Origin of the sequence: Aestuariibaculum lutulentum (assembly GCF_032926325.1) — a bacterium.
GTDB lineage: Bacteria > Bacteroidota > Bacteroidia > Flavobacteriales > Flavobacteriaceae > Aestuariibaculum > Aestuariibaculum lutulentum.
Window position 1 is genome coordinate 2,962,741 of sequence record NZ_CP136709.1, and the last position, 19,295, is coordinate 2,982,035.

Sequence of the window (19,295 nt, forward strand, 5' to 3'; positions counted from 1 at the left end):
TTTAATCGAATTAAAGTAAGATTAAAAAGTTTCGGCAATACTGTTTAATGTCTTATAAACTAAGTGCGTTGGTAAGCCCATAACATTAAAGTATGAGCCTTTAATTTCGGTAACGCCAATTTGACCAATCCATTCCTGAATGCCATAAGCACCAGCTTTGTCAAAAGGCTTACAGGTGTTGATATAATACCAGATTTCTTCGTCGGTTAATGCCTTAAAAGTGACGTCGGTAATACTGTATAAGGTTTTTTCAAAACTTGTAGTTGTAAAACAAACCGATGTAATTACCTGATGGGTATTATCACTCAGCGATTTAAGTATGCTAAAAGCTTCATTTGCATTTTCAGGTTTCCCTAAAGCTTTGTTGTCATGCCAAACTATGGTGTCGCTGGTAATTAGTATGTCGTTAGGTTTTAATTCATCTTTAAACGGTAGCGCTTTTAACTGTGCCAGGTAATTACTGATTTCAAAATGGGTAAGGCGAGAAGGGTAGTCTTCTTTTACCGGTTTTAATCTAATTTCAAAATCTAAGCCCAGATTTTTAAAAAAATCCTGTCGTCTTGGTGAACCTGAGGCTAATATAATATGGTGATTTTTTAGTTTTTCGTTCAGCATTATTTAAGTAAAATATACTTGTATAAAAGTAATGAAAGCATTCCGAAAAGCATAATTATTTTAAAAAGGTTACTCACTTGACCATAAGTGATTTTATCTTTTACACTAAAGATTTTAATGGAGGTGAAAATTAAAGGACCGATAATTAACGTGATAAAATACAGGCTGACTATGATGTTTTTATATAAACTATTGAAAACATAAATAAACAGAGTTGTGGCCGTTATAAGGCTTAAAGTGAACAAAATGTTTTTGGTTAATTTTTCTCCTAAAACAATGGGTAATGTGTGCATTCCCGTTTTTTTATCTCCATCAATATCTTCTAAATCTTTTACTATTTCACGAAGTAGATTTATGCTGAATGCAAAAACGGCATAGTTGAAAATAATTTTAAAAAAGAACAATTGCGTTTGCCTGTTTAATTCTGTTATTTCAGGCAGAATATCAAACAGACCAACGATCAAAATACTGCAAGCAACCAAAATTGAAACGACAATATTACCTATTAAAAACAATTGTTTCAGGTAAGTTGAATAAATATAAAGCAACGCTGAAATAACAACGAAAATGGCAAAGAAACTACTTTTGCCTATGCTGTATGACAGGTAGTAGCCCAATCCAACTCCAATAACATTGAAAGCGATGAATAAGTTGTAAGCGGTCTGCTCAGAAATGCTTTTGCTTACAATGAGTTTATCAGGTTTGTTGATGAAATCTGTATGAATGTCACAAGTATCATTTATTATATTACCTGCCGCTGCAATACAAATAGTTGCTACTATTAAAATGAAAATTCCAAAACTATCTAATCTTGTTGAAGCACCATAAGGCTCTAAAAGTGCATATTTAATAAGTAATTGCACAAAGGTAATCATGAGTAGGTTTTTCCAGCGAATTAGGTTTAAAAACTTCAAGGGGAAATTAAATGTTAGCCATTAAACTATCTATAAGTGTCTTTATAAAGTATAGCACACCTATAAAAAGAACACTAAAAACAGCAAATATTTTTTGATTTTGTACTTTGCTTTCTCTTCTGATTTTTTGTTTTATGTTTTCCTTTTCTGCTTTGGTAAGACTGTGATGTAGAAAATCCAGTTGGTGATGGTCGTGTGATGTGCTGTGAAGTTTATCTTTTAACGTAGAAAACGGGATTGCCGATTTCTGATTAAATACGTTTTGGGTATTACCAAAACCTATGTAACCAAAATTATTGGCAATCCGTCTGCTTATTCTTTTCAAAACTTAAATTATTTAAGCTGTTAAAATACCCATTTTCCTTGAACTTTAAGTACTTGTTCGATAACATCACGAACAGCGCCTTCGCCACCCTTTTTGTGAGAAATGTATTTTGAAACGCTTTTTATTTCGGGAACAGCATCTTGCGGACAAGTAGGTAAACCAACCAATTGCATTACAGCGTGATCTGGAATGTCATCACCCATATAAAGTACATTTTCAGGTTTTATGTTGTTTTCCTGAGTGTAGTTTGTAAATTTTTCGGCTTTATTGCTGGCATTCAGAAAAACAGGATTAACACCTAAAGCTTCTAATCTAACTTTTACACCTTCGTTTTGTCCAGCGGAAATAATAGCTACGTTGTAACCAGCATTTACAGCAAATTTAAGAGCAAAACCATCTCGAACATTCATGGTTCTTAATAATTCACCTGTTGTGGTCACATTTAAAGAACCATCGGTTAAAACACCGTCAACGTCAAAAATAAAGGTTGTTATGTGTTGTAAATACTCTTTATAGCTTTTTTCTTCCATGGGTATGTTGAATTGATTTTGTCAGCAAATCATAAATGTCTTTATGATGCCTATTTGTTAAAAGTTTTGCGTGTTTGTTTAATGTTTTTTTGTCGTTGCGTTTTGCCGGCCCGGTTTGCGCCACATATGGTGATAAATCCTGTACCTTTTTAGCAGTTTCTAAAATAAGAGGTTTTAACATTTCGAATTCGGCGCCTTCGCTTTCAGTTATTTCGTGCGCTACCCGGTAAAGCTGATTCGTAAAGTTATTTACAAATACAGCGGCTAAGTGTAACACTTTACGCTGATCGCTGTTTACTTTTTTAGAAGGACTTCCTAAAGCAATGGCTATATCTTTCAATAAGTGATAATCTTCACTTTTAATAGCTTCGATACAGAAAGGTACATTAGCAAAATCTATTTTAGCCGATTTGCTAAAACTTTGTAATGGGTAAAATACACCCTGACGATTTTTTTTATCGATGTCACTAATTTTAACCGTTCCCGAAGTGTGAACAACTAATCGGTTTTCAAAAGATAGTTTTTTTGTCAATCCTTTTACAGCATCGTCACTAACTGAAATAATATACACATCGGCTTCTACAAGTTGCGATAAATCATCGGTAATAGAAACCTCATTTTTATACGCATTAATAGCTTCTATATTACGATTATACCATTGTGTAACCTTAACGTCACCGGTTATTTTAAAGGCTTTGTATAAATGTGTGGCCACATTGCCAGCACCAAGAATTACTACTGAAATCATATGGCAAAAATAGAGAATATTGGGCGATATAAAAACCTAAAGCTATATCTTTGTTTTCTATGACTAAAAAAGATATCACCACCCGCGAAGATGTTTATTTATTGGTCTCGTCGTTTTACGATAAAATAAGAAAAGATGTTGTTTTAGGACCATTTTTTAATGCTGTTATCACCGACTGGGAGACGCATATTGAAAAACTAACCACTTTTTGGGAATCGAGTTTGTTCTTAAAGACTAAATATTTAGGTAATCCGTTAGAGGTACACGTAAAAGTTGATCAGGAGAATAATCATTCGATTACCGATGTACATTTCGGACTATGGTTAAATCTTTGGTTTCAAACCATCGATGAACTTTTTCAAGGAGATTATGCTGAAAATGCTAAACGACGTGCCAGAAAAATGGGAACGTTTCTTTACATGGAAATTTTTAAAGCACGCCAATCTGAGTGATCGTTCACCTTAAATTATAAATTAAGTTGCCTTTTAAACATTAGGATTTGATTAACAATTCTTTCCAATTTTAACAATTTTAAGTTAATTGAAATACTTAAATTTGCACGACCTCAAAAAAGGGTACCAATTATGCAAAATAAACTCTCCAAAATTCTTTTTTCAACACGCCTAACATCTGTTTTATTTATCGCTTTTGCCGCAGCTATGGCAACAGGTACGTTTTTAGATGCCGGACAAGATACATCACCAACAGCATATACCAGAAATTTAATTTATGATACCTGGTGGTTTGAGGCTATTATGGTGCTTTTTGTTATCAATTTTTTTGGTAATATTTTCAGATATCGTTTGCATAAAAAAGAAAAGTGGGCCACCTTATTACTACATTTGGCGTTTATTTTTATCATTATTGGTGCAGGAATAACGCGTTACATTAGTTTTGAAGGTATGATGGCGATTAGAGAAGGAGAAACAGAGAATGCCTTCTTGTCGAGAGAAACATACATCACGACTTACATTGATGGTGATTACGAAATTGATGGTGTGCCACAACGTTTACCTTTAGAACACAAAGTTGATTTTTCAGGTCGATTAGATAACGATTTTAAAGTTGAAACGCGTTACGACCAGCAACCTGTAACCATAGAATTAGAGAAATTCGTAAAAGGCGCCGAAGAAGATATTGTACCAACTGAAGATGGTGAAGAATACTTGAAAATTGTTGAAGCCGGAGGCGGTGCGCCACACAATCACTTTTTAAAGGTTGGTGAGATACAAAGTATTCACAGTGTATTGTTTGCTTTAAATAAGCCAACACCCGGAGCAATTAATATTACTTACCAAGACGGAAAATTAAATATACAATCGCCATTTGAAGGCGAATACATGGTTATGGCTACTATGGCTCAGGGGAAATTGGTTAAAGACAGCCTGCAGCCATTAATGTTGCGTTCGCGTTATGTGATTGGCGATATGCAAATGGTGTTTCCTAAGCCGATAGTAAAAGGTGAGTTTGATGTGGTTCAGAAATCTCAAATGCTGAAAAATGATTCAGATGGAGTGGTTTTAAAAGTCACAACAGGCGGAGAAACCAAACGCGTTGGTTTGTTAGGCGGAAAAGGGATGAATAATGCTTTCAAGCAAATCAAAATTGGAGGTCTTGATTTTGCTTTTAAATACGGGTCTAAAGTTTTGGAATTACCTTTTTCAATTAAATTGAATGATTTTGAAGCCGAAAAATTCCCAGGGTCGAATGTAAACTCAGCCTATTCAAGTAAAGTTACTGTTATCGATGAGCAGGAAGGTAACTTCGATTATAAAATTTTCATGAATAACATTCTTGATCATCGTGGTTATCGTTTCTTTCAATCGAGTTTTGATCCCGATGAAAAAGGAACCATACTTTCTGTAAACCATGATTACTGGGGAACATTACTAACGTACATTGGCTATTTCTTATTATATGCCGGATTATTAGCCATATTATTTGTTAAAGGGTCGCGTTTTGGAGAATTAAAAGTCATGCTTGAAAAAGTAAAAGCTAAAAAAGCAAAAATGCTAAGTGTTGTTGTATTGCTTTTTGGACTTTCGACGTTTGCGCAAACCCATTCAGAGCACGATGGTCACGATCATACCAAGCCTTCTAAATCGCAAATAGATTCTATTTTAGCGGCCAATATAACGCCAAAAGATGTCGCCGATGAATTTGGTCATTTAGTCATTCAGGATGTTGGTGGACGAATGATGCCAGTGAATACGTATGCTTCTGAAATGTTGCGTAAATTAAGTAAAAGTGATACTTACGAAGGTTTTGATGCCAATCAGGTATTTTTATCTATTCAGGAAAGTCCAACACTTTGGTACAATGTTCCTGTTATTTATTTACGCCCCATGGAAACCGATTCATTACGAAGCATTATTGGTGTTAGTAAGGAAGGGAAACATTTTGCGTTGATCGATTTTTTAAATGAAGATGGAACCTATAAATTAGAGCCTTATTTAGATGATGCTTACAGTGTAGCTGTACCAAATGGGTATCAGAAAAAAATAAAGGAAACCGACGAGCGTGTTCGTTTATTATTCAATACTATAGAAGGAGCTTCATTAAAGATTTTCCCAATTCCAAACGATGCAAATAATAAATGGGTATCGGCTTACGATTATAAATTCGGAAATTATAAAATTCAGGATTCACTGTATTCTAATTTTGTTAGAAATGGTTTCAGAGCCTATTTGTTTACGCTAAATCAGTCAAAGCAATCCGGAGATTTTTCAGAAGCATCAAAATTATTAGAAGCCTTTAAGAAAACACAGCATCAGTATGGCGGTTCTGTCATGCTAAGCGATAAAAAAATAAAAACCGAAATATTATACAATAAATACGATGTATTTAAAAAGCTGTTTAGCTGGTATATGTATGCAGGGTCTTTGCTGTTTATCTTATTGATTGTTCAGATTTTTAAAGAAAAAAACAAAGCTTTAAATATATCGGTAACGGTATTTAAATTCATTATTCTTGGCCTGTTTTTATTGCATACGTCAGGATTAATTGCGCGTTGGTATATTTCGGGGCATGCCCCTTGGAGTGATGCTTACGAGTCTATGATTTATGTCGCTTGGGCAACCATGTTTTTCGGATTGGCTTTTGGAAGAAAAAGCGATTTAACTTTGGCGTCAACCGCTTTTGTAACGTCAATGATTTTAATGGTAGCGCACTGGAACTGGATGGATCCGGCCATTGCTAACCTTCAGCCCGTATTAAATAGTTACTGGTTAATGATTCACGTGGCGGTTATCGTAGCAAGTTACGGTCCGTTTACGTTGGGAATGATTTTAGGTGTGGTATCATTATTATTAATGATTTTCACCAACGAAAAGAATAAAAAGAAACTCGATTTAAATATTCAGGAGCTTACCATAATTAACGAAATGGCTTTAACCGTTGGTTTAACCATGCTTACTATAGGAAACTTTTTAGGAGGTATGTGGGCTAACGAAAGCTGGGGGCGCTACTGGGGCTGGGATCCTAAAGAAACCTGGGCATTAATTAGTATTATGGTGTATGCCTTTGTTATTCACATGCGTTTGGTACCGGGATTACGCGGACGCTGGTTTTATAACTTAATGTCTATTGTGGCCTTTGCAAGTATTATGATGACGTATTTTGGTGTGAATTTCTACTTGGCGGGATTACATAGTTACGCCAGCGGAGATCAGATTGTAAGCTTGAAATTTATAGGCATTGCTTGTGCAATTGTAGCCGTTTTAGGATTCTTCGCTTACCGCGGATACAGTAAATATTACAAAAAATAAAGGTTTTAAGACCAATTTATAAGCTATTAATCTTGCTAACGTGCTTTTATGTTAGCAAGATTTTTTAGTTTTAAAGTGAACGTAATATTTAAAATGTGAACTTATGAAGAAATTGTTTTTAGAATTCAAAGAGTTTGCCGTTAAAGGCAATATGATGGATATGGCTGTCGGAATAATTATCGGGGCAGCTTTCAATAAAATTATTGATGTACTGGTGAAACAAGTATTTTTACCACCATTGTCGTTATTAACTAATGGCGTCAATTTTCACGATAAACGCATCATTTTAAAAGAAGCGGTTTTAGATGCATCAGGAAAAATTATAACCGATGAAGTCGCTATAGGTTATGGTATTTTAGGGGAAACATTAATCGATTTTTTAATTGTGTCGTTTACCATTTTTATGGTTGTTAAATTTATGAATCGCCTAAGAAACAAATCGCAGGATGTAGAAGATAAAACCGTTACTACTCCAAAAGATATTGAGCTTTTAACCAAGCTAACAACGTTGATGGAAGAGCAGAATAATTTAATGAAATCAAAAAAATAATATGGCAAAAACAGGTCGCGATAAAAACACAAAAAATAAAGCCAAACATTCCAGATTGGTCGATCAAAAAAAGAATAAAAAACGCAAAGAAGCTGAATTACGAAAAGAGCGCCTTAAAGCTTTGAAGCAAAAAATTAAAGAAAGTAAAGATGATGGTAATGATGAGGTGTAAACTTCTAAATTAATTTCGACCAATTAAGGAACTAACTAAAACTGATTGTTATGAAACGTCCTTATTTGTTTGGTTTTATTTTATTATTGTTAATTATGTCTTGTTCAACTTCCGATGATTCTGAAATGTTATCAGAAGAAAATATGGAAATGGAGGAGATGTCTTCAGTCGAAGTTGCTTACTCTGGAAATTTTATTTCTAGTGCTCATCCTACTTCAGGAAAGGTAACTATTGATAAAGATAAAAAAATAGTATCCTTTACTAATTTCAAAACCGATTCTGGTCCAGGTCTGGAAGTTTATCTTGCAACAGATACATCGGCGTCCAGTTATATTTCATTAGGTGCTTTAAAAGGTATTGAAGGAAATTACGAATATAACTTACCCGATAATATAGACTATAATCAATACAATCATGTTATCATATGGTGTGTTCCGTTTTCAGTAAACTTTGGTTATGCGGTACTAAATTAAGTTTTTTACCCGATCATAAGGAATTTCACTAAAGCACTTTATTACTAAATCGGCTTTACTGTAATCCTGATTTTTGGAATGCTTACTGTCGTAACCTGTACAGAAAATACCTGCCCCTTTAGCGGCTTCAATACCATTTGTAGAATCTTCAATAACCATACATTCGTGAGCTTTGAATCCTGAAGCTTCGGTAGCTTTAATAAAAATTTCAGGATGCGGTTTAGAAGCTTTTAAATTGGCACCGCTTAATTTCGCTTTGAAATATTGGTTCAAATCAAAACGTTTAAAAATACGCTCGATATTAGGCATGGAAGCTGAAGAACCAAGAACCAAAGTCAGTCCGTTAGCGTGATAATCTTTTATCAGATTCAAAACGCCATCGATTAAATCGAAATCTTTATCGTTATCGAAAATATATTCGTAATGTTTCCTTTTTATGCTAACTAAAGTTTCTGGTGTTTCATTTAAATTAAAAGTTTCACATACCTGTTTGCAGACATTAAGGGTGGATTTTCCGGTAAAGGATTCATAAAGTTCAGCAGAAACCTTCACGTTTACATCTTCAAACATTTTATGGTAAGCCTTGTAGTGTAGGGGTTCACTATCAATTATAACGCCATCCATATCAAAAATTACAGCCTTTAACATCGTTTTTTGCGCTAATATAAAGATATACTATGATAGATGACTAAAAATGCGTATCTTTTATAGAATTTGCTAACGACCGATTTCGAAACAGGTTACAGCAGGATGGTATTAACAAAAATTTGCGCCAATTTTACCTACAACCCTAATTAAATTAATTGATAGCTAATTATTTAAATGGAAAGAATTTTTGCAACTTACCTTATAGAAACACCCTATGAGGTAGAACAAGCTGCCGCAGTTTTAGCGGGTGAGCAATCAAGTGGAACTTTTGTATCTGTTCCGGGAGAAACAGAAGAACTTCGAGCACGTTTTGCTGCACGGGTAGAGCATATTGAATTATTGGATGAAGTCCCTACACCAAGTATGCCTGGGGATTTTTTGCCAGGTAAGATTTATAAGCAAGCGAAAGTTATAGTATCTTGGTCCGTAGAGAATTTTGAATACAATATACCCGCATTAATTTCTACACTGCAGGGTAATTTGTATGAGCTTAGACAATTCACTGGTTTAAAATTGGATGACTTTGAATTACCTAATTCTTATCGAGAACATTTTAGAGGTCCAAAATTTGGATTGCGCGGCACCAAAGAACTTGCTGGTGTGGGACCGAAGCGTCCTATGGTAGGAACCATTATTAAGCCTAGTGTTGGATTGACACCTGATTATACTGCAGATTTAGTTAGAACATTGGCTGAAGCAGGTATTGATTTTATAAAAGATGATGAGCTTTTAACATCATCAGCAAATTCGCCTTTTGCTGAACGTGTCGAAAAAGTCATGAGGGTGATTAATGAACACGCTGATAAAACCGGAAAGAAAATAATGTATGCCTTTAATATTACAGGCGATTGCAGAACCATGCAAACTAATTATGAAACGGTCGTAAATGCTGGTGGTACTTGTGCAATGGTAAGTGTAAATAGTGTGGGCTGGGCGGCTACAAAACAAATTTGCAATTGGGGAGGTTTATCGATTCATGGACACCGAAATGGATGGGGAATGCTCAACAGGCATCCTTTTTTAGGAATTAATTTCCCGGCATATAATAAAATTTGGCGATTAGCGGGTGTAGATCAAATGCATGTTAATGGTATTAAAAATAAATTCTGGGAGTCTGATGATTCTGTGGTTCGTTCTATTAAATCTTGTCATAAACCATTTTTAAATAGTGAATCGGTTTTACCTGTGGTGTCTTCCGGACAATGGGGAGGACAAGCATTTGAAACCTATGAGCGTACCAAATCAACAGATCTGTTATACATGGCAGGTGGTGGTATTATGGCTCATCCTTCAGGACCTGTGGGAGGAGTGAGTGCCTTACGTCAGGCCTGGAAGGCTGCTGTAAGCGGAATGACGTTAGAGCAGGCCGCTCAGGAATACAAGGAGTTTGGTGAATCTGTTTTAAAATTTGGAAGAAAAGAGGTTAATGCACAATAAGAAAGAGATTCTACTTGCTTTTTACGGTGACGATTTTACAGGTTCTACAGATGCTTTAGAGTTTTTGAGTCGGGCAGGAGCAAAAACCGTTTTGTTTTTGGAGCCTCCAACTCTGGAGTTATTAGAGCATTTTTCAGATTTGGATGCTATAGGTGTTGCGGGAATGACCAGATCTATGAGACCCAATGAAATGTCAGAAGAGCTAATAAAGGCCTTCGAAACCTTAAAAAGTTTAAAACCGAGACACATACATTATAAAGTATGTTCAACTTTTGATTCTTCTCCTGGAATTGGAAACATAGGAGTTGCAATTGACTGTGGGGCACAGGTGTTTCAAAATAAATATACATCTATTTTAGTTGCAGCACCAAATTTGGGCCGGTTTTCGGCCTTTGGTAATTTATATGCAAGAATGGGGATTGGTAGTCAGGGAGATATTTATCGACTAGACAGACACCCTTCGATGCGTAAACACCCGATTACCCCTTCTAGCGAAAGTGATCTGAGAATGCATTTATCAAAACAAACAAATCAATCTATAGGGTTGATAGATTTGGTTGATTTAGGTAAACCTCTAAGAGAAATAGAAAGTAAACTACAAGCAGAAATAGAGAAACATTCTATTGTGTTTTTTGATGCGATGTATGAAGAACAAATGCAGATTATAGGAGAGGTTATTGATAATACAGTGGTAAAAGGTAAAGCTTTTTTTTCGGTTGGTTCTTCGGGAGTTGAAAAAGCCTTTGGTGATTTTTGGGAAAAAGAAGGCATATTGAAAAAAAGAACAAGCTGGGGTACTTTGGAACAACATCTTCCTATGTTGGTTTTATCAGGAAGTGTATCGCCAATCACTGCTGAACAAATAAGATATGCTTTGTCGCAGGGTTTTGAAGCTGTTGCCATAACGGTGGATGCTTTGGAGAGTCCTGAAATAGAGCAGGAGTTTATAGAAAATTATCAAACGCTTATTTCCAATTATTTGAAATTAGGAAAGAGCGTTATTTTACATACGGCCATAGGACCAGAGGACGATCGTGTTTTACAAACAAAAACATTTTTTCAAAATAAGGGATTAGACGAGTTAACCATTCGATCTCAAACCGCTAAGCGTTTTGGGAAAATTCTGGGACAGTCTGCGTTGGGGGCCTTAAGAGAAGTACCTGTAAAACGTCTGGTGATTGCTGGAGGAGATACATCCAGCTATGTGGCTAGGGAGTTGGGAATAAAAGCAGTTGAAATGATTGCGCCTGTTTATACGGGAGCACCTATGTGTCGGGCATTCGCTTTAAATTCTCCAGTAGATCAAATCGAGGTCAATTTAAAAGGTGGTCAGGTAGGTGACGAGACGTACTTTGTAGCTCTGCAAAAAGGTGAAATATCAATTTAAAACTAAAAAATAAGAAACTAATTATGCCAAAAACATTAGCATTAATACACACATCGGCCACTTTAGTACCGGTTTTTCAAGAATTAATCGATAGATATTTAAAAGATAAAGATCTTAAGATTTTCAATATTGTAGATGATAGTCTAATTAAGAATACTATTGAACGTGGTGAGGTTACACCAGATACATCAAGACGTGTTGTAAATTATGTGGGGTCTGCTGAAGAAGCTGGTGCCGATTACATTATGGTAACCTGTTCTTCTATTGGAGATGCTGTTGAAAGTTCAGTGCCTTTAACTAAAGTTCCTGTATTAAGAGTCGATCAGCCTATGGTTGACAAAGCAGTACAATCAGGGAAACGCATAGGCGTAATTGCTACATTACCAACAACATTAGCGCCAACAAGCGATTTGGTAAGAAGACGCGCTATAGCTTTAGGGAAAGATGTGGACATTACTTCAAATCTGTGTGAAGGTGCTTTTGAGGCTTTAATGGGAGGACATCCGGAAGTACATGATACTATGGTAGCAACAGCGTTGAAGGAACTCGCAGAAAGTGTCGATGTTATTTTGTTAGCTCAGGCCTCTATGGCTAGAGTGGTTGGTCAATTATCTAAAGCAGATAAAAAAGTACCCATTTTAGCAAGTCCCGAAATTGCTATGGAGTACTTGGCACAGTTGCTGTAATGGTGCAAATTCAACGATATTTACTGTCGTTAGGGATTATTTCATTAATCATTCTGGGGGTAGCTGTAATAGCACGTTGGGACAGTTTGTTTGCTCCTCTGGCGGTGATTACTGCTTTGGCTTTAGCGATAGGTATGCGATCGGTTAGATCGTTAAAGAGTTACCAGTATACAGCCTGGATTTTGGTAGCTATTGTATGTGGTATGTTTTATCCTTCAGCATTTTTACAATGGGGAAACTTCGACTTAAGAAACAAATGGTTGATCCTTACTGTTGTTCAGGTGGTTATGTTTGGAATGGGTACACAGATGAGTGTGAAAGATTTTTATGGAATAAAAACCATGGGTAAAGGTGTTTTAGTTGGTGTGCTTTGTCAATTTACTATTATGCCGATTGTGGGCTATATGCTTACCAGAGTATTTAATTTCGAACCGGAAATAGCTGCAGGCATTATTCTTATAGGTTCTTGTTCCAGCGGTTTAGCTTCGAATGTTATGGTTTTTATAGCCAAAGCTAATTTAACGTTATCAGTAACTTTAACGGCGGTAGCTACCTTGTTAGCGCCTATTATGACGCCTTTAATGATGAAGCTTTTGGCTGGTACTTATGTGGAAATCGATTTTCTGGCCATGTGCGTGCAAATAGTAAAAATTGTTATAGTACCGATTGGATCTGCGTTACTCTATGAGTTATATTCTCAAAATTCAAAACATATTAGAAAGCGTATAGATATTTTCTTTTACTTGTCTCTAAGTTGGTTATTGGCAATGTTATTTGGGTTTTGGTCATTTTTAGAACTAAATTTTTCAGAAACCATATTGCAAATAATAGCTCTTATAAACTTTTTATTAGGTGCCGTAGTTGTTGGGAAATTATATTTTCATTTGGTTAGTTTTAAGACTGAAATTCATGATTTTATGCCTATACTATCTATGTTTGGTATTGTCTATTTTACAACGGTAACTACCGCAGCAAGCAGGGATAATATTATGACTATTGGAGCTTTTATTTTGTTGGCCTCTATGATGCATAATGCTTTGGGGTATACCTTTGGATATTGGATAAGCCGGATTTTAGGATTAGATAAAAACTCATGTAGAACCGTTGCTTTAGAAGTTGGTTTACAAAATGGAGGCATGGCATCCGGTTTAGCAGGTTCAATGGGTAAATTAGCTACAGTTGGATTGGCTGCTGCTGTATTTAGTCCCTGGATGAATATATCTGGTTCTGTTTTAGCTAATTTTTGGAGAAAGCGAAAGGAAGTCTTGAATAAAGTGTGATTTTATAAAAAAAATACTGTACAGGAAACGACCAATTTAAGTTTCCTGTACAGTTCCAATAAAAAAAACAACTATTAAATATGTTCTTCTAAGTGGTGGTGTTCGTCAATTAATGGACCACCTTCCATTATTTGTTTTGAGGCCTGAAGGGCGAATTTTTCAAAGTTTAGGTGAAAGGAATGTGCTAACTGAATAGCTTTTCCTATATAGGCTCCTTTTTGCAACCAGGTATTCATCGGATCCAGTATTTCTGATGGTACGCCAGGACAATATTTCGGCATGAATAAACCAAAAATTGGGTTTTGTTCATAATCTACGTTATCTAAATCTCCGTTAAGAATCGCAGTAATCATAGCTCTGGTATATTTTAGTTTTATACGAGATCCTACACCGTATGGTCCGGCACTCCAACCGGTATTAATTAACCACACATTAACACCAGCTTCCTGCATTTTATCACTCAGCATTTCTCCATATATAGTTGGGTGTAAAGGCATGAACGGTTCACCGAAACATGCAGAAAATGACGGTACAGGTTCAGTAATTCCAGCCTCTGTTCCGGCAACTTTTGCGGTGTATCCAGAAATAAAGTGATAAGCTGCCTGGCCAGGAGTTAATTTGGATACCGGTGGTAATACACCAAAAGCATCGCAGGTTAAGAAAAAGATATTTTTAGGATTATTAGCATAAAGTGTTTCCTGAATATTATCAATATGATAAATAGGGTAGCTTACACGTGTATTTTGTGTAATAGAGCTATCCAAATAATCCACCTCTCCATTATTTTTAAAAACAACATTTTCGAGCATAGCTCCAGGTCTTACCGCTCTATAAATATCAGGTTCTTTCTCCTCGCTTAAATCGATAACCTTAGCGTAGCATCCGCCTTCAAAGTTAAAGATAACATTGTCTTCTGTCCAGCCATGCTCGTCATCACCAATAAGTTTTCTTTCAGGATCTGCCGAAAGCGTGGTTTTTCCTGTGCCCGATAAACCGAAGAAAATAGCAGTGTCACCTTTTTTCCCGACATTGGCAGAGCAGTGCATTGGGAGTACATTTCGCTCCACCGGTAAAATTAAATTAAGAGCAGAGAAAATACCTTTTTTCATTTCTCCGGTATAAGCCGAACCTCCAATTAACGCTACTCTTTGGCTAAAATTGATGATTGAAAAATTCCCTTGACGAATGCCATAAGCTTCAGGATCTGGGCAAACATAACCCGGAGCACATAAGATTAACCAGTCTTCTTCGAAGTTTTCAAGTTCTTTTGCACTTGGGCGTAAAAACATATTATAGATAAACAGGTTTGACCAGGGTAGTTCGGTTATGGCGCGAATTTTTGTTTTAAATTCTGGTTCCGCGCAAGCGAAGGCATCCCGGGCATAAATTTCTTTTCCAGAAAGATATTGAATGACTTCATGTTTTAAACTGTTAAAGTTTTCAGTAGAAACTGGCTTATTGGTTTTTCCCCACCATACCTTTTTATCGGTATAGCTGTCTCTTACTATAAAACGATCTTGCGGCGAGCGTCCAGTAAATTTTCCAGTATTAACGGCTAGGGTGCCATTAGCGGTTTCTTTTCCCATGTTGTTTTCAACAGTGATACGTTGAAGCTCTTCTGGTGGTAGGTTCCAATGTACATTGACATCTTTTAAGCCATACTGCTCTAAGCTAGCATGAACTTCAATAGTTGCTGAGTCTTCCATTTGTAATTGGTTTTAAATGTTTTGATAATATTATAATGGCCATATTACAGGCACTAATAATAATGTTAATACAAATAGCAGGAGTAATAGGGGGGCACCTACTTTAAAATAATCCATAAACTTATATCCTCCGGCTGTCATAACCATGGCATTTGTTGTGGTGCCTATCGGGGTTAAAAAGGCTGTTGAAGCACTAATTGCAATGACGATCATAAACGGATGCGGATCTAAATTTAATGAGCTTGCTGCTAGCATGGCAATTGGCGCCATTAAAACCGCTGTAGCTGAATTATTAATAACCTGACTAAACGTTGTGGTAAGTAAAAATATACCACCTAAAAGTACAATAGGGTGAATGCCTCCTAAATGTTCTACCAATCCGTTAGCAATTAATTGAGCTGTTCCTGTTTTTTGTAACGCAATACCCATTGGTATCATGGCGGCAATCATCACAACACTGGTCCAGCTTATACCTTTGTATGCTTTTGAAATAGGCACGCAACCTGTTAGTAAAACGATACCAGCACTAATTAATGCAGCAATAGATCCAGGTACTACTTTAAATACCATTAATAAAATCATGAATATTAAGGTGCCTAAAGCGATATAAGATTTAAAGTTTAAGTTCTCGACGTTTTTAGCCATACCTTCAGGACTACCAATAATAACAAGGTGTTCGTGTTGTTTTTTAAGATCATCAATGGCTTCCCAGGTTCCTCGTAATAAAAAGGCATCTCCGGCTTTTACCACAATGTCTTTATCTTGAAGAGGTTTATTATTTCGTGAAGCTGCTAAAAGCTGAATACCATATCTTTTAAAGTAGTCTCCTAATTTGTATTTTCTACCTACTAACATAGAATTAGGATTTACAATAACTTCGGTCATACCAACTTCCTGATTAATCAAGTTGTGTTTTAACTCGTCTGTAATAGGTTCCAGTGGCAATAAACCAAGTCTGAAGCTAATCATCAATTTATTAATGGCTTCTGTACTTCCTTTAACCGTAATGATATCGTGATAGTATAATTCGGTTTGAGGATTAGGAAATTCAATAAAACTATTAATACCTTTTAACACATTAGGATGTCTGCGTTTAATACGAATAATATTAACATTATATTCTTTTTCAAACTGCCATTCTTCCATTTTAGTGTTAATAAGAGGAGATATGGAGCGAATACGTAGTCTGTAGTAGTCATCATGTACCTTATAGGCCTCAATCCAGTTATGAAGGGTAGATTCTATATTTACAGGTTTATTGTTTGTTTTGTTATTCGGTAATAATTTATACCCTATATATCTGAAGTAAAGTAGGCAGACAATTAACAGAGGAATACCAATTAAAGCAAATTCAAAGAATGAAAAGCCTTCGAAACCTGATTCCACTAAAGCATTACTTGCAATAATATTAGGAGGCGTTCCTGTTAAAGTTAAAAGTCCTCCTGTATTTGAACCGAAAGCAACAGGCATAAGCATTTTTGAAGGTAGCGTACCAATGCTCCAGGCTGATGATATGGTTAAAGGAGTTAGTGTAGCTACAGTACCGGTGTTACTAACAAAACCGGATAATATTCCTGCTCCCAATGTGATAATTACAAGAAGTTTAGGAACACTTTTGCCCGCCCATTCTACAAACTTTTTACCCGCCATAGCTGTCCATCCGGTTTGGGCAATACCTTCGCCTACAATAAAGAGGGCGGCAATCATTATAACCGTAGGATTACTAAATCCGCTTAGTGTTTCAGTGGCATCTAAAATTCCAGTTAAAAATAAGGCTAACATTGAGATTAGGGCAACGATATCAGGGGTGAATTTTCCCCAAATAAAAAGGGCAATAGTTGCAGCTAAAATGAAGAGCATTAAATAGATCATATCTAATATTTGTTTATTAATTTTACAATAACCATTTTCCTTAAAGGTAGGCTTTATCTGGTTTGGTTCTTAATTCTTTGTTAAAATTACTGTACAGACGTACTAATAATTATGACTAAAGTCATACTTTTTATTAAGTGTTATTTTTTCAATTATTAGAAGTTTTAATAGTAAAATTGTAGTAAAAACGTAAGCGAAAACGTGGTAGTAATTCTGTTTTTTATGGATTTAAAAGATTATCGCAGTTAATTGTTTGTAAGCTTTTTTGTTTTTTTGATAAAAATTAAAAATTTTTCAGGAATAAGTAACTTATTGGTAAGGGAAATCAGGTTCTATTTAATAAAAATTATAGCATATGAAATTAGACATACTTGCTATTGGGGCCCATCCAGATGATGTTGAGTTAGGATGCGGTGCGACCATAGCAAAAGAGGTAGCTAACGGAAAAAAAGTTGGTATTATAGATTTAACTCGAGGGGAATTAGGGACTCGTGGTACTGCTGAAACAAGAGACGAGGAGGCTTTAGCTGCCGCAGAGATTCTTAATGTCATGGTACGAGAGAATATGAGGTTTGCGGATGGCTTTTTTGCAAATGATAAGGCGCATCAGTTGGCCTTAATTTCAAAAATTAGAAAATACCAGCCAGATATTGTAATCTGTAATGCTATTGACGATAGACATATTGATCATGGAAAAGGTAGTAAATTGGCAAGTGATGCTTGTTTTTTAAGCGGATTACTTAAAATTGAAACTTTAAACGAAAAGGGAGAAGTACAAAAACCGTGGCGACCAAAGCAAGTGTATCATTTTATTCAATGGAAGAATATAGAACCGGATTTTGTTGTCGATGTTTCCGATTTTATTGATTTAAAGATGAAATCGGTGTTGGCTTATAAAACTCAGTTTTTTAGTGAAGATAGTAAAGAGCCTCAAACGCCTATTTCAAGCAAGAATTTTACAGATAGTGTTATTTATCGAGCCAGAGATTTAGGGCGTTTAATAAGTGTCGAGTATGCCGAAGGTTTTACGGTAGAGCGTTATGTTGGGGTAAATAGTCTATTCGATTTAATTTAGCGTGAATTTTTTTTAAATGTAAGTTTGAGTAGATGAATAAGTTAGTTTTAAAAGTGAAAAATACTTGAAAAATTTTCGAAAAAACTTTTGCAGAAACGCTTAAAACGTTTACATTTGCACTCGCATTACGAAATGCACAACACGGTGGTTGTAGCTCAGTTGGTTAGAGCGCCTGATTGTGGTTCAGGAGGTCGTCGGTTCGAGACCGATCTTCCACCCAAAAGTAAAAAGCCTTTCAATTAAATTGAAAGGCTTTTTTTGTGCTTTAATATTTAAGGTTATTAGAAATTCTGTTTGGAGTGTAAGTTTACTTGCTATCTGTGTTTATTCTTAAAAATATGGATTACAATGACTTATTAGTTGTTTTTGGTAGGAAAGGGTTTTATAACTGATATAGAACTAATAATTATTTGTTGTTTTTGTAAAAAAGATTGTTTTTAAAAATCTTTTTACCCTATTTTCGCTAGCATTAATTTAAAACCTTTAATTCATGAAAGAACTTTTAGAACAAATCAATGCTCAATTTGAAGCATTCGCAAAAGACGCTAATGCTCAAGTAGAAAGTGGAAATAAAGCTGCAGGAACAAGAGCTCGTAAAGCTACTTTAGAAATGACAAAATTAATGAAAGAATTTCGTAAGGTGTCTTTAGAGGCTTCAAAGAAATAATATCTTTAATTATTCTAATTAAAATCCCTTTAAGTTATTAAAGGGATTTTTTTATATCCAATGGACTCACTGCATTAATTTCGGTATAAAGACAAGAGAACTGTCAACTATAATATCAACCTAAAATAAAAAAGCCCGTAAACATTACTGTTACGGGCTTTTGTTGCGGAGAAAGAGGGATTCGAACCCCCGGAGGTGTGACCCTCAACGGTTTTCAAGACCGCCGCATTCGACCACTCTGCCATTTCTCCTTGAGTGTCTCATCAGGTATTCCCTGATTGCGGGTGCAAATATAATAACCTTTTACTATTATATCAAACATTTTTACGTTTTAGTTTGTTTAAATTTCATTCCGGAAAGTAAACATGTTGGGCTTTAGTAAATTGTATGTTAAATAATTTTTCAAAAGTGATTATGAAGTACATAATTCTTCTCTTAGTTTT

The 19,295-nt window shown here is 35.5% G+C and carries 19 protein-coding genes and 2 tRNA genes; 12 read left to right on the forward strand and 9 right to left on the reverse strand.

The genetic code is table 11. The features are described 5' to 3' along the window. Positions 1-21: 21 nt before the first annotated feature. The 5 genes from R1X58_RS12705 to R1X58_RS12725 are packed head-to-tail and all read right to left on the reverse strand — an operon-like array spanning position 22 to position 3,132. A complete protein-coding gene (locus tag R1X58_RS12705) occupies positions 22-615 on the reverse strand; it encodes a Maf-like protein (protein WP_240574590.1) in 594 nt (197 codons plus the stop codon). After that, positions 615-1,529: a geranylgeranylglycerol-phosphate geranylgeranyltransferase gene (locus R1X58_RS12710; protein ID WP_255802937.1), complete on the reverse strand. Its 915-nt coding sequence runs from the start codon at positions 1,527-1,529 to the stop codon at positions 615-617. The genes R1X58_RS12705 and R1X58_RS12710 overlap by 1 nt, the downstream gene beginning before the upstream one ends. 7 nt (positions 1,530-1,536) lie before the next feature. Continuing rightward, positions 1,537-1,854: a hypothetical protein gene (locus R1X58_RS12715; protein ID WP_240574588.1), complete on the reverse strand. Its 318-nt coding sequence runs from the start codon at positions 1,852-1,854 to the stop codon at positions 1,537-1,539. A 20-nt stretch (positions 1,855-1,874) separates the two neighbouring features. Beyond that, positions 1,875-2,384 carry a KdsC family phosphatase gene (locus tag R1X58_RS12720; RefSeq protein WP_240574587.1) on the reverse strand — a complete coding sequence of 170 codons (510 nt, stop codon included), beginning with the start codon at positions 2,382-2,384 and terminating at the stop codon, positions 1,875-1,877. Then, positions 2,365-3,132: a Rossmann-like and DUF2520 domain-containing protein gene (locus R1X58_RS12725; RefSeq protein WP_240574586.1), complete on the reverse strand. Its 768-nt coding sequence runs from the start codon at positions 3,130-3,132 to the stop codon at positions 2,365-2,367. The genes R1X58_RS12720 and R1X58_RS12725 overlap by 20 nt, the downstream gene beginning before the upstream one ends. 59 nt (positions 3,133-3,191) lie before the next feature. Here R1X58_RS12725 and R1X58_RS12730 point away from each other — a divergent pair, with 59 nt between their 5' ends. The 5 genes from R1X58_RS12730 to R1X58_RS12750 all read left to right on the forward strand — a co-directional run bounded on the left by R1X58_RS12730 (position 3,192) and on the right by R1X58_RS12750 (position 8,094). Next, positions 3,192-3,584 (forward strand): group III truncated hemoglobin, encoded by a 393-nt coding sequence (locus R1X58_RS12730; protein ID WP_240574585.1) that lies wholly within the window; start codon positions 3,192-3,194, stop codon positions 3,582-3,584. Between the two features lie 132 nt (positions 3,585-3,716). Then, complete coding sequence (gene ccsA / locus R1X58_RS12735; protein ID WP_240574584.1) at positions 3,717-6,899, forward strand: cytochrome c biogenesis protein CcsA; 3,183 nt, start codon at positions 3,717-3,719, stop codon at positions 6,897-6,899. A 103-nt stretch (positions 6,900-7,002) separates the two neighbouring features. Continuing rightward, on the forward strand, positions 7,003-7,449 hold the full coding sequence (mscL, locus tag R1X58_RS12740; RefSeq protein ID WP_240574583.1) for a large conductance mechanosensitive channel protein MscL: 447 nt from the start codon (positions 7,003-7,005) through the stop codon (positions 7,447-7,449). A 1-nt stretch (position 7,450) separates the two neighbouring features. Then, positions 7,451-7,621: a hypothetical protein gene (locus R1X58_RS12745; RefSeq protein ID WP_240574582.1), complete on the forward strand. Its 171-nt coding sequence runs from the start codon at positions 7,451-7,453 to the stop codon at positions 7,619-7,621. 50 nt (positions 7,622-7,671) lie between these two features. Beyond that, complete coding sequence (locus R1X58_RS12750) at positions 7,672-8,094, forward strand: DM13 domain-containing protein (protein ID WP_240574581.1); 423 nt, start codon at positions 7,672-7,674, stop codon at positions 8,092-8,094. On the opposite strand, the gene R1X58_RS12755 is transcribed toward R1X58_RS12750, so the two are convergent. Beyond that, entirely contained in the window at positions 8,086-8,742 is a 657-nt protein-coding gene (locus tag R1X58_RS12755) for an HAD family hydrolase (RefSeq protein WP_240574580.1), read from the reverse strand. The genes R1X58_RS12750 and R1X58_RS12755 overlap by 9 nt on opposite strands. Before the next feature lie 174 nt (positions 8,743-8,916). Between R1X58_RS12755 and R1X58_RS12760 the strand changes: the two genes are divergently transcribed. Genes R1X58_RS12760 through R1X58_RS12775 form a run of 4 tightly spaced genes read left to right on the forward strand, consistent with a single transcriptional unit; the run spans position 8,917 to position 13,532 of the window. Further along, positions 8,917-10,179, forward strand: coding sequence for a ribulose-bisphosphate carboxylase large subunit family protein (locus tag R1X58_RS12760; RefSeq protein WP_240574579.1), 1,263 nt, complete (start codon positions 8,917-8,919; stop codon positions 10,177-10,179). Continuing rightward, positions 10,169-11,566: a four-carbon acid sugar kinase family protein gene (locus tag R1X58_RS12765; protein ID WP_240574578.1), complete on the forward strand. Its 1,398-nt coding sequence runs from the start codon at positions 10,169-10,171 to the stop codon at positions 11,564-11,566. Before R1X58_RS12760 ends, R1X58_RS12765 begins: the two co-directional genes overlap by 11 nt. A gap of 23 nt (positions 11,567-11,589) precedes the next feature. Beyond that, positions 11,590-12,252 (forward strand): aspartate/glutamate racemase family protein, encoded by a 663-nt coding sequence (locus R1X58_RS12770; RefSeq protein WP_240574577.1) that lies wholly within the window; start codon positions 11,590-11,592, stop codon positions 12,250-12,252. After that, the gene (locus tag R1X58_RS12775) at positions 12,252-13,532 is read left to right on the forward strand and encodes a bile acid:sodium symporter family protein (protein ID WP_240574576.1); all 1,281 of its coding nucleotides are present in this window, start codon (positions 12,252-12,254) and stop codon (positions 13,530-13,532) included. The genes R1X58_RS12770 and R1X58_RS12775 overlap by 1 nt, the downstream gene beginning before the upstream one ends. Before the next feature lie 74 nt (positions 13,533-13,606). On the opposite strand, the gene pckA is transcribed toward R1X58_RS12775, so the two are convergent. Both pckA and R1X58_RS12785 read right to left on the reverse strand, forming a co-directional pair. Further along, on the reverse strand, positions 13,607-15,238 hold the full coding sequence (pckA, locus tag R1X58_RS12780; RefSeq protein WP_240574575.1) for a phosphoenolpyruvate carboxykinase (ATP): 1,632 nt from the start codon (positions 15,236-15,238) through the stop codon (positions 13,607-13,609). Positions 15,239-15,268: 30 nt separating this feature from the next. Further along, on the reverse strand, positions 15,269-17,110 hold the full coding sequence (locus R1X58_RS12785; protein WP_240574574.1) for an SLC13 family permease: 1,842 nt from the start codon (positions 17,108-17,110) through the stop codon (positions 15,269-15,271). Between the two features lie 355 nt (positions 17,111-17,465). Between R1X58_RS12785 and bshB1 the strand changes: the two genes are divergently transcribed. From bshB1 to R1X58_RS12800, 3 genes are all read left to right on the forward strand, one after another. Further along, positions 17,466-18,185, forward strand: a complete 720-nt coding sequence (gene bshB1, locus R1X58_RS12790; protein WP_240574573.1) for a bacillithiol biosynthesis deacetylase BshB1 — start codon at positions 17,466-17,468, stop codon at positions 18,183-18,185. Between the two features lie 143 nt (positions 18,186-18,328). Next, a tRNA-His gene (locus tag R1X58_RS12795) sits at positions 18,329-18,404 on the forward strand. Positions 18,405-18,675: 271 nt separating this feature from the next. After that, complete coding sequence (locus R1X58_RS12800) at positions 18,676-18,852, forward strand: histone H1 (protein WP_240574572.1); 177 nt, start codon at positions 18,676-18,678, stop codon at positions 18,850-18,852. A 166-nt stretch (positions 18,853-19,018) separates the two neighbouring features. Here R1X58_RS12800 and R1X58_RS12805 read toward each other — a convergent pair. Beyond that, positions 19,019-19,103: transfer RNA gene (locus tag R1X58_RS12805), tRNA-Ser, on the reverse strand. Between the last annotated feature and the right edge of the window lie 192 nt (positions 19,104-19,295).

Bases quoted from the DNA above. Each gene is read 5' to 3' on its own strand.
- R1X58_RS12730 (WP_240574585.1), top strand. From the start codon at position 3,192: ATGACTAAAAAAGATATCACCACCCGCGAAGATGTTTATTTATTGGTC.
- pckA (WP_240574575.1), bottom strand. From the start codon at position 15,238: ATGGAAGACTCAGCAACTATTGAAGTTCATGCTAGCTTAGAGCAGTAT.
- R1X58_RS12725 (WP_240574586.1), bottom strand. From the start codon at position 3,132: ATGATTTCAGTAGTAATTCTTGGTGCTGGCAATGTGGCCACACATTTA.
- mscL (WP_240574583.1), top strand. From the start codon at position 7,003: ATGAAGAAATTGTTTTTAGAATTCAAAGAGTTTGCCGTTAAAGGCAAT.
- bshB1 (WP_240574573.1), top strand. From the start codon at position 17,466: ATGAAATTAGACATACTTGCTATTGGGGCCCATCCAGATGATGTTGAG.
- R1X58_RS12775 (WP_240574576.1), top strand. From the start codon at position 12,252: ATGGTGCAAATTCAACGATATTTACTGTCGTTAGGGATTATTTCATTA.
- R1X58_RS12750 (WP_240574581.1), top strand. From the start codon at position 7,672: ATGAAACGTCCTTATTTGTTTGGTTTTATTTTATTATTGTTAATTATG.
- R1X58_RS12755 (WP_240574580.1), bottom strand. From the start codon at position 8,742: ATGTTAAAGGCTGTAATTTTTGATATGGATGGCGTTATAATTGATAGT.
- ccsA (WP_240574584.1), top strand. From the start codon at position 3,717: ATGCAAAATAAACTCTCCAAAATTCTTTTTTCAACACGCCTAACATCT.
- R1X58_RS12720 (WP_240574587.1), bottom strand. From the start codon at position 2,384: ATGGAAGAAAAAAGCTATAAAGAGTATTTACAACACATAACAACCTTT.
- R1X58_RS12765 (WP_240574578.1), top strand. From the start codon at position 10,169: ATGCACAATAAGAAAGAGATTCTACTTGCTTTTTACGGTGACGATTTT.
- R1X58_RS12760 (WP_240574579.1), top strand. From the start codon at position 8,917: ATGGAAAGAATTTTTGCAACTTACCTTATAGAAACACCCTATGAGGTA.
- R1X58_RS12705 (WP_240574590.1), bottom strand. From the start codon at position 615: ATGCTGAACGAAAAACTAAAAAATCACCATATTATATTAGCCTCAGGT.
- R1X58_RS12800 (WP_240574572.1), top strand. From the start codon at position 18,676: ATGAAAGAACTTTTAGAACAAATCAATGCTCAATTTGAAGCATTCGCA.
- R1X58_RS12745 (WP_240574582.1), top strand. From the start codon at position 7,451: ATGGCAAAAACAGGTCGCGATAAAAACACAAAAAATAAAGCCAAACAT.
- R1X58_RS12770 (WP_240574577.1), top strand. From the start codon at position 11,590: ATGCCAAAAACATTAGCATTAATACACACATCGGCCACTTTAGTACCG.
- R1X58_RS12785 (WP_240574574.1), bottom strand. From the start codon at position 17,110: ATGATCTATTTAATGCTCTTCATTTTAGCTGCAACTATTGCCCTTTTT.